9 protein-coding genes, 1 tRNA gene and 1 other RNA gene are annotated in these 9,681 nt (G+C 37.5%); 7 read left to right on the forward strand and 4 right to left on the reverse strand.

Going from position 1 to position 9,681, the window contains the following annotated elements:
- Positions 1–403 precede the first annotated feature (403 nt).
- The 4 genes from BM057_RS10545 to BM057_RS10560 all read left to right on the forward strand — a co-directional run bounded on the left by BM057_RS10545 (position 404) and on the right by BM057_RS10560 (position 4,756).
- The gene (locus BM057_RS10545; RefSeq protein ID WP_092093641.1) at positions 404–874 is read left to right on the forward strand and encodes a glutathione peroxidase; all 471 of its coding nucleotides are present in this window, start codon (positions 404–406) and stop codon (positions 872–874) included.
- Between the two features lie 131 nt (positions 875–1,005).
- Positions 1,006–2,997, forward strand: coding sequence for a fructose-1,6-bisphosphatase (locus BM057_RS10550; protein ID WP_047391893.1), 1,992 nt, complete (start codon positions 1,006–1,008; stop codon positions 2,995–2,997).
- 105 nt (positions 2,998–3,102) lie between these two features.
- Positions 3,103–3,789, forward strand: coding sequence for a histidine phosphatase family protein (locus BM057_RS10555; protein ID WP_092093644.1), 687 nt, complete (start codon positions 3,103–3,105; stop codon positions 3,787–3,789).
- A gap of 190 nt (positions 3,790–3,979) precedes the next feature.
- Positions 3,980–4,756, forward strand: a complete 777-nt coding sequence (locus BM057_RS10560) for a Cof-type HAD-IIB family hydrolase (RefSeq protein ID WP_092093646.1) — start codon at positions 3,980–3,982, stop codon at positions 4,754–4,756.
- A gap of 72 nt (positions 4,757–4,828) precedes the next feature.
- Here BM057_RS10560 and BM057_RS10565 read toward each other — a convergent pair whose 3' ends face one another.
- Positions 4,829–5,563 carry an NAD-dependent protein deacylase gene (locus BM057_RS10565; RefSeq protein ID WP_177186246.1) on the reverse strand — a complete coding sequence of 245 codons (735 nt, stop codon included), beginning with the start codon at positions 5,561–5,563 and terminating at the stop codon, positions 4,829–4,831.
- Between the two features lie 243 nt (positions 5,564–5,806).
- On the opposite strand from BM057_RS10565, the gene ssrA reads away from it, so the two are divergent.
- Positions 5,807–6,173, forward strand: a transfer-messenger RNA (tmRNA) gene (gene ssrA / locus BM057_RS10570).
- Between the two features lie 330 nt (positions 6,174–6,503).
- Here ssrA and BM057_RS10575 read toward each other — a convergent pair.
- Positions 6,504–6,956, reverse strand: a complete 453-nt coding sequence (locus tag BM057_RS10575) for a DIP1984 family protein (RefSeq protein ID WP_092093652.1) — start codon at positions 6,954–6,956, stop codon at positions 6,504–6,506.
- Positions 6,957–7,379: 423 nt separating this feature from the next.
- Between BM057_RS10575 and BM057_RS10580 the strand changes: the two genes are divergently transcribed.
- A tRNA-Ala gene (locus BM057_RS10580) sits at positions 7,380–7,452 on the forward strand.
- Positions 7,453–7,632: 180 nt separating this feature from the next.
- Here the strand turns inward: BM057_RS10580 and BM057_RS10585 are convergent.
- Together BM057_RS10585 and BM057_RS10590 are read right to left on the reverse strand one after the other, a co-directional pair.
- Entirely contained in the window at positions 7,633–8,217 is a 585-nt protein-coding gene (locus tag BM057_RS10585; protein ID WP_052181862.1) for a rhodanese-like domain-containing protein, read from the reverse strand.
- Positions 8,218–8,313: 96 nt separating this feature from the next.
- Entirely contained in the window at positions 8,314–8,730 is a 417-nt protein-coding gene (locus BM057_RS10590) for a tyrosine-type recombinase/integrase (RefSeq protein ID WP_092093655.1), read from the reverse strand.
- Between the two features lie 769 nt (positions 8,731–9,499).
- Between BM057_RS10590 and BM057_RS12160 the strand changes: the two genes are divergently transcribed.
- A partial coding sequence (locus tag BM057_RS12160) for an IS3 family transposase (RefSeq protein ID WP_143074509.1) occupies positions 9,500–9,681 on the forward strand: 182 nt, incomplete at its 3' end.

Here is a 9,681-nt window from a genome sequence, read left to right on the forward strand (position 1 = left end):
TTTGACGCCGCAAAGTTTACAGCAGGAAGGTCGATAGGTCAATTTTCCGTGTACTACCAGATATTCTTGATCCTTTTTCTTTTCCTTTGTAACGGGAACTTCAGCTAATTGAACATTTGGGTCTTTAATATTGAGCAATTTTTTTATAGAATGAGTGTAGGCCATGTGAATTCTCCTATTCTTTTGTGTGGTAACTTAATTATAGGAGTTCACTGGTCTTTTTTCATTTAAAAACAAAAAATAGTGCCAGTGAACCGATTGGTCCACCAACACTATATATTATAGAGCCGAAAAAACCAAGTTTAATAGCAACAGAAATCAATATATGTTTCTGATAAAAAAGATCGGGTAGAACCGATCTTTTTTCATCATAGAGAATAAGTCAAAGAAAGGAGATTTTTTTATGTCTGTTTATTCATTCGAAGTGAAACCGCTGGGAAAACCGTCTTATCGTTTAGACGAATATAAGGGGAAAGTCCTGCTGATCGTCAATACAGCCTCTGAGTGCGGCTTTGCACCTCAATTAGAAGACTTGGAACAACTTTATCAAGATTGTAAAAATGAAGGATTCATTGTTCTAGGGTTTCCTTGTAATCAGTTTAAACATCAAGAACCATTAAAAAATGAAGAAATTGCGGAGTATTGTTCGATGAAGTATGGGGTGACTTTTCCATTGCATGAAAAAATCGATGTAAAAGGAGAGCACATGCATCCATTGTATCGTTATTTGGTTGAAGAAACAGGAAATAAAAAAATCAAGTGGAATTATACAAAGTTTCTAATTGGTAGAGATGGAGAAGTAGCTGAACGTTATGGCTCTATGACGAACCCTGAAAAAATGAGAGATAAAATTGTTCAGCTTTTAGAGCAGTAAAGCAATCAAACAAAAAGAAACAAGTAAAATCAACACGTAGAAAAGGCTAAAAAAGCAGCTACTTTATTTTAGCCTTTTTAAATTGTTTCATGTTATACTGAATGGTATAGTTCAAAGAATGGGGTGCTTAAATGAAGGAAAGCAACAAGTTTTTGCGTTTACTGGCGAAAGATTATCCAACGATTGGTGCAACAACTTCTGAAATTATCAACCTAGAAGCCATTATGAACTTGCCAAAAGCAACAGAACATTTTGTCAGTGATATTCATGGAGAATATGACGCCTTTCAGCATGTCCTAAGAAATGGTTCAGGTAATATTAAAGAAAAAATCAATGAGATCTTCGGTGATCGGCTGATGCAAAAGGAAAAAAATGCTCTGGCTACTTTGATTTATTATCCAGAAGAAAAAATTAAACTGATTTTATCTGAATACGAAACGGAGAATGAAAAAGAAGAATGGTTTCGAATGACGTTGTCGCGTCTCATTGAAGTCTGTGTTTTTGTGGCTTCAAAGTATACACGCTCGAAAGTTCGAAAAGCTTTACCGGATGAGTTTGCCTACATTATTGAAGAGTTGCTGTTCAAAGACAATAAGTACGCCAACAAAGATGGCTATTATAATGAGATCATCGACAGCATCATTTCATTGGAACGCGGCGCTGCCTTTGTAACGGCGATGTCCAATTTGATCCAACGGTTAGTCGTGGATCAACTGCACGTGGTAGGGGACATCTATGATCGAGGACCACATCCTGATAAAATCGTAGAAACGTTGATGCAACATCATTCTGTGGATATCCAATGGGGCAACCACGATATTTTATGGATGGGCGCAGCCAGCGGTTCAGCTGTTTGTATGGCAAATGTCATTCGCATCCAAGCGCGTTACCATCACTTAGATATTCTAGAAGAAGGTTACGGGATTACTTTAAGGCAATTATGGAACTTTGCGGATTCAACTTACTCTACCGAAACAAACAGCTGCTTTTATCCTAAGATCGATCCGAGCGAACCGAAACCTTTGCAGGAAGAAATGATCCAACTAACGAAAATTCATCAAGCGATCGCGATCATTCAATTCAAACTGGAAGGACCGATCATTCGTCGTCATCCTGAATTTCATATGGATCATCGGTTGCTTTTGAATAAAATTGATTACGAAAAAGGGACCATCACGCTTCAAGGAGAAACTTATCCACTGACTAATACAAGCTTTCCAACGATTGACCCAATTGATCCCTATCAGTTGACGCCTGAAGAAGAAGCGATTGTTGAAAAACTGGTTTTGGCTTTCAAAAACAGTAACCAGTTGCAGAAACACATTTCTTATCTGATCAACAATGGCAGTATGTACTTAACGCATAATCATAATTTATTGGTTCATGGCTGTCTTCCGATGAATCCTGATGGCAGCTTTATGGAAATGGATATTAGAGGAAAAATGGTCTCGGGGAAAGTATTATTAGACAAATTTGAAGATGCTGTACGAAAAGGCTTTTTATATCAACAGCGTGAAAATAACGATAAGTACCTTGACCTGGTTTGGTATTTGTGGACAGGTCCGGCATCTTCCTTGTTCGGAAAAGACCAAATGACGACATTTGAACGTTATTATATTGAGGATAAAGCTACCCATATTGAAAAAAAGAATGTCTATTATGAAAAGCGCAATGAAGTTGAAACCTGTGAAAAGATCTTGGCAGAATTTGATCTTGATCCAAGCAAGGGACATATCATTAATGGACATACCCCAGTTAAAGAGAAACGAGGAGAGGATCCCATCAAGGCGGAAGGACGGCTGATCGTAATCGATGGCGGCTTTTCAAAAGCCTACCAAGGAACAACGGGATTGGCTGGATATACCTTATTGTACAACTCGTTTGGTATGGTACTGGTTTCTCACCAACCCTTTACTTCTGTAAAAGAAGCGATTGAAAAAGAGAGTGACATCGTATCTACGCGCCGAGTTGTTGATCGCGAGTTGGAAAGAATGAAAGTTAGAGATACAGATACTGGAAAGAAACTGCAAGAAAAAGTAGCTGATCTAAAAGCATTGCTTTTTGCTTACCGCAATGGTGAAATATCAGAAAAAATTTATCGTAAATCGTCTACTTATCTATAAATAGAGTGCAATATCAAAAAAGAAGAGAGAGAACCTTTAATCGAGTAGGTCTTTTTTGGTACAATGAGGGAAGAACAGAAGCAAAAACGAGCAGGGGGAATAGAAATGAATGAAGGATGTACATTTTATTTTGTACGCCATGGCGAAACCTATTTTAACCATTACCGCAGGATCCAAGGATGGAGCAATACGCCATTGCGTTCAGAAGGAGCTGAAGACGTTCGCAGAAGCGGACGAGGCTTAGCAGACGTGAAGTTTGATGCTGTATATACGAGCGATTTAAGCCGAACAGTTCAAACAGCTAATATTATTTTAGAAGAAAATAAGCATGCAGAAGATTTAACCATCAAAATGATGCCGGAATTCAGAGAAGTCTTTTTTGGTTCTTTTGAAGGAGCGGATGTTGATGATGCTTGGCAGACCATTATCAAGGAAATGGATTACCCTTCTATTCCTGAGATGTTTGCATTATCTAGCATTCCTGAACGAATGAATGCCACAAAAAAAGCTGATCCATTCAATGACGCAGAAGACTTTATGACGTTCTGGTCACGCGTAGAACAAGGAATGATCAAATTGATCGACAAACATCGTGATACAGGTCATAAGGTATTGGTTGTCGCACACGGCAATACGATTCGTTATTTGTTGAATAACTTAGTCGCTGACTTGGTTGATCCTGAACCATTATTGAATGCTAGTGTCTCTGTTGCCAATTATCATGATGGAGCTTATCATTTAGAACGGTATAATGAAGTCAGACACTTCAAAGATATCGAAAAAATCGATTAACTAAATGGGCAAAAAACATTTAATAAGATGAGCGCAAATATTGAGTTGATGGATTTGGGTGAAACGGTCTTTTAAAGTAAAAGAAGCGTCAACAGTGAAAGTAAGTTGAAAAAACGGTAGCAACCAGCCATCGTTTTTTGATTCGAACCGGTATACGATGAATAAGTAGAAAACAAAAGGAGTTTTTCACTTGTCCCCAAAAGCATTAGTCTTTTTTGATTTAGACGGAACTTTGTTAAACGAGCGTTCAGAGATGGATCGGGATGTCATACAAGTACTTGAGCAATTAAAAGCAAATGGCGGTGTTCCTTTTATCGCCACTGGCAGAAGTCCGCTCGAAATCCAACACGTCTTGGATTCCACACCGATCGATTCATTTATTACATTGAATGGACAATACATCGTCTATGAAGGTGAAGAAGTTTACCGCAGTGTAATGCCTAAAGATACACTTGTTCGTTTGAAAGAGGAAACAGATGCACATGATTTTGCTTTATCCTTTTACACAGCAGACAAAATCAAAGCCACCAAAGAAACAGAAGCGATGGTCAATGCATACAAGTTTATTCACTCAACTGTACCGGAAGTTGATTCCGATATCTATTTGCGCGAAGAAATATTGATGGCATTGGTCTTTAACACTAAACCACAATATGACCAAACTTTCATTGATCGTTTTCCAGAATTGTCATTTTATCGGAATACGCCTTACAGTATGGATACGATCAATAAAAATAAATCAAAAGCTACTGGGATCAAAGAGTTGGTAAATAAACTACAATTCAAAGATATCCCAACCTTTGCATTCGGTGATGGTCCAAATGATATTGAAATGATTCGTTATGCAGATGTAGGTGTGGCAATGGATAATGCTAAACCGGAAATCAAAGAAGCAGCCGACTTTGTTACAGCCGGCAACTTGGATGGCGGTATTGCTAAAGCACTCAAACACTTTGAATTGCTCTAAAAAAAAGCAGCTGCACTTATTGGTCAGCTGCTTTTTTGTCTATTATAAAAAACGATCAAACGTTTTGCTTGGTCAAATGGTCAGTTGCTCCAACGTTTTGCCTACTTCACTTTCAATCATTAAATCGACCTGCAGATCAGGCACATCAATCGGTGTTTTATTGATCACCACGACTCGCTTCCCGCCAAAGTGACGAACGAGATTTTTAGCTGGATAAACAGAAAGAGACGTACCAGCAATGATCAATAAATCTGAATCAGCTAACAATGCTTTGCTGCGTTCAAGGACACGCGGATCTAAGTTTTCACCGAATAAGATCACATCGGCACGGATGATCCCTTGATCGATGGGACAGCGTGGAACATTATCCTTATCGCGGGGCATGTCATTAAGCGGATATTCGCGTCCGCATTTCATACAGTAAAAGCGTCTATTATTTCCGTGCAGTTCCACGACCAGCTTACTGCCTGCTTTTTGATGCAAGCCATCAACATTCTGAGTGATGATTCTTACATCTTTGCCGCTTCTTTCCAAGTCAGCCAAATATTGATGTCCTGCATTGGGTTTAGGCCGTAATTTTTTTTGCGTATTTGGACGATTGAAAAAAGCTACTGGATTTTCCAACATATAGCGTTTGCTCATCACGATTTTAGGATTCAAATGTTCTTTTTCCAGCTTTGTATAAGTTCCTTCTTGTGAGCGGTAATCCGGTAATCCACTTTCTGTTGAAACACCGGCACCTCCGAAAAAGACGATTTTTTTTGCTTCATCAATATAACGCTGCAATTGTTTTATTTCTTGTTCCAAACGAATCCCTCCTATGTCATGATATCTCCTTCTAGTGTACCAAAAAAACAGGACATATGTTAAGCAGCACCCTTAGAAAATTGCAATGATCAATTTAGATGATGAAATAACAAATTAGAATCTATAGAAAAAAAGCGAACATACTTTCTTTTTTGATGAGCGTATGCTATAATGTATTCAAGAGTTGGATAGATGCTAATCAAATGATAAAAATTCCTTTCCGCAATAACCCTTTTATTTCAAGGGGGCGTTACGGATTCGACAGGCATAGGTCGAGCTTGGATTGCGTTTCGTAGGTTACGGCTACGTAAAAACGTTACAGTTAAATATAACTGCTAAAAACGAAAACAACTCTTACGCTTTAGCTGCGTAATAACAGCTTAGTGTAGATCCTCTCGGTATCGCCCATGTACTCGAGTAAGGGTCCTATAATCAGTGGGATACGCTGAATCTTTCCGTCTGTAAGATTCAGAAGAGATTATCAGACTAGCGAGATTCGATGCTGGTTATGTGGCTAAGATCAAGCGAAACCTAAATAGCATAACTATAAACGTAGAGATCGAAGTGACGATATGTCTGGACGCGGGTTCGACTCCCGCCGCTTCCATATTTTATAAAGAAAAAGCTTTGAAGATGTTGGTTCTTTCGACAACTTCAAAGCTTTTTTTGGTTCTACAATGTTTAGGTTGAACAACAAAAAGAACGAGGTATACTGATTGCTCAAAAACAAAAACTTCTGGAAGCAAAGCAACCAGAAGTTTTTTCCCGTCCAAACAGATTGATGCATGGTGGTTAAATTGTAAATAGTAAAGTGTGCTAGATAAAATGATCAGCAGTCATCTGTAATAGATTATGTGCTGCTGCCCAGCACCGCATAGTATGCACTGAAGCCGTGCCAGCTTTGCATCCACCTCTGTTTACCCGCCCCTATTTTAACAGCTTATAGATCTGTACTCCAATTCGTTTGCTGGACACTGACTTCCAACTCGCGAATCTCTTTTGCCAGAATATCAATCTTTTTAGTGATTTCTTTCATATTAACTGTGCGGATCATTTTGATTTCATTTCGGCTATAGCGAGGCTGAATAGTAGCAGCTTCAGCAATCCGTGTATACAGACTGTGCTCTCTGCGCAGAGTCTCTCGTTTTTCCAAAGCCTCCGCCAGTGTCATTTGAAGGGAATCAATGATTGTTTCATGATTTCTTTTGTTAATGGAAGTGATCAAGTGAGAAAGCATCTTGTTCACTTCGTTATGTTCTGCTAAAAGTTCTTCATTGCTGAAATCCAATGTATCGCCTTCTTGAATATAAGCATTCGCTAAGAGTGTTTCTTGTATATTGTTTAATTTATTTTGGGTATCACGTCGTAAAACCAGTGCTTCCGCAAGTTTCATTTTCATCAAACTCCTTATTATGTCTGATCATATTTCAAAAAAAAAGAATACCACGAAAAAAAGAATTTCAACCTTCATCGTGATTTGTGCTGTAATGTCATTATACGGAAGAGGATAAGAAGAATCAAAGATTATCTCATCCCTGTCAGCTACTCCTTATCTATGAAATATGAAAAAACAAGGTGATCAAGCAAGATAGGTCAAAAAAGAATAACTAAGCAAGATTATGAATGTGAATGGATAGTGCAGAGAAGAGGGGCATTAAGCTTCGACAAGAAGAAGTTTTTATTCGGCAATTGAATAATTCCATTTGCCTGTTTTCTAAAAGAAAGTTAAAAAAATTGCTACCCTATCTGAAGTATTTTTAGTATAGACAAATAGCGGAAATTGATATAAACTACTAAATGGAACTTGTTCCTTTACGGGGGTATAGCTCAGTTGGGAGAGCGCTACGCTGGCAGCGTAGAGGTCAGGGGTTCGAGCCCCCTTATCTCCATAATAGCTTTACTAAGGTTTCCTAACAGCTTCTAAACGCTGGTAGGAAGCCTTTTTAATTCTAAAGCTTTGCTTACAATTGCTATAAACCATTACCAACCATTACCATTTCCATTACTACTCCAAAAATGGTAATGGATTTTTCTTTTTAGAATATTATTGTAAAGCATCGTGCATTAATTTAATTATTAAATTTTACTTCTTGTATGGCTTTCATGCCACCTTCGATAACTTTTGGATCGAATCCTTTTGATTCCAGGAATGAGGCCGCAGCAGTACTACGATTTCCTGAACCGCATAGTGTATAAATCTGTTTACTTGTGTCCAATGACTGGTAATTATCAACTAATTCTTCAAATGGAATATTCACCAGATTTTTTTCAGGGGCTGAGCGGGTAATTTCATCTGGATGCCTTACATCAAGTAATATAAAATCATCGGATTTATTTAAGAAGTCGCCAGCTGGGATTGTTTCCGTCGTCTGGAAAATTTCTTCAGGTACTTCATCAATCAATAGATAGCCATCCAGTTGGGTAATCCCTAATTCATTGGCTACCTCAGAAAGCTTCTCTAATTTATCTTTATCTTCAGAGCCAACTATAAAAATAATCGGTTTGCTTAGATCAATATAGTAAGCGGCATACTTTTTGAAGTTACCTGGGTTAAGGTTAAGCGATTTGCTAATATGACCTGCTTGATAATCATGTTGAGGTCGAACATCAATCAACTGCTGGTCATTAATTTCTTTGTAATTAATTTTTTTCATGTAAAATCCTCCTTCTAATATCGAAATGTACGGGTCTACTATTTATTTAAACCTTGCTGAAAGTGATTATTAATTTATTCCCTTTGTGAAGCTTATTTAATTTTCCATAAATTTAGCAAACTTATCTGCTGTGTCTTTCTTTTCTTCTTTTGTCACGTGAGCATAGATATTCATTGTTGTTTGAATATCAGTGTGTCCTAGACGAGTCTGAACATCTTTTATTGAAGCTCCCATAGAGAAGAGGATACTACAATGCGTGTGTCGCAACCTATGAACGGTAATTTGTTTGAGCCCATTCCGTTTTTGTACATTTCTCATACGGTCATTTGGTACATTAATCGAATAGAAGTTATTTTTTGTATTCGCAAAAACATGCTGTTCGGGTGTATTCGTATTAAACTCTAGTTTCAGCATGAATTGAGCTTGATACATCTTCCACTGCTTTAAAAGCTTCATCGATTCATAATCTATATCAATTATTCTACGACCGTTCACTGTTTTCGTAGGTTGCATGATAATCTTGTTATTTAATCCACTAGTGAGTGTTTTATTAATATTGATGTAGAGATATATCGAAATCTATATCGGACCATTTAAGAGCCAGTATTTCTGATTTTCGTGCACCACTGTATGCTAATAATCTGAAATATGTGTACCAATTCAAATCTAAATCTTCTTTTACATATTCTAACATATTCTAAGAAATCATTTAATTCTTCTTTGCTATAAAAATTCTCAAATTCACTTTCTTCGATAAATGAAATCAAAGAAACTCTAGTTGAAGCACAAAATAATGAACTCAACACTATGTTAAAAACAGTCTATAAACATCCATATGTTCAATTGGTTAAAAGTCTCCAGAGAAATCTTTATCATGATGTTAGGATGATTTCATGGACACGATTTGGTAGAATTTAACTACTAAGAAAAGGACGTGTCCAAGATAGTAAAAGCCAAGAAAAAATTTGATGAAGACTTTAAGAAGATAATCCTTGATTTAAACCAGTCAGGTCAATCGGTCGAGGAACTGGCCCGCATGCAGGAGGAAAACACCATCCTAAAAAAGGCTTTAACCATATTCGCTCAAAAGTAAAAACGAGTGATGTCTTCGAATTTATTCAGTCAAATGCTCATAATCATGACGTAAAACAAATGTGTATTGTTTTGGAAGTACCAAAATCCAGCTACTATGACTGGAAGAAAAAGAAGCCTTCCAAGCGCCAAACAGAAAACGAACGCTTAAGTCGCTTGATTTCAGGGATCTACCTTTGAAAACAAGGGTATCTATGGTGCGCCTAAAATTCATAAGATTCTTGTTAGCCATGGCGAGACCTTGTCCCTAAAGAAAGTACAAAAACTGATGAGAAAGTTGGGCTTACGTTCAATCACCCTGAAAAAGTACAAGCCTGGCAAGCAAGCGAAAGTGAAAAGTGAAGGACGCAAAGACCTGTTAAACCAAGATTT

This window comes from Pisciglobus halotolerans (assembly GCF_900113675.1).
Classification (GTDB): domain Bacteria; phylum Bacillota; class Bacilli; order Lactobacillales; family Carnobacteriaceae; genus Pisciglobus; species Pisciglobus halotolerans.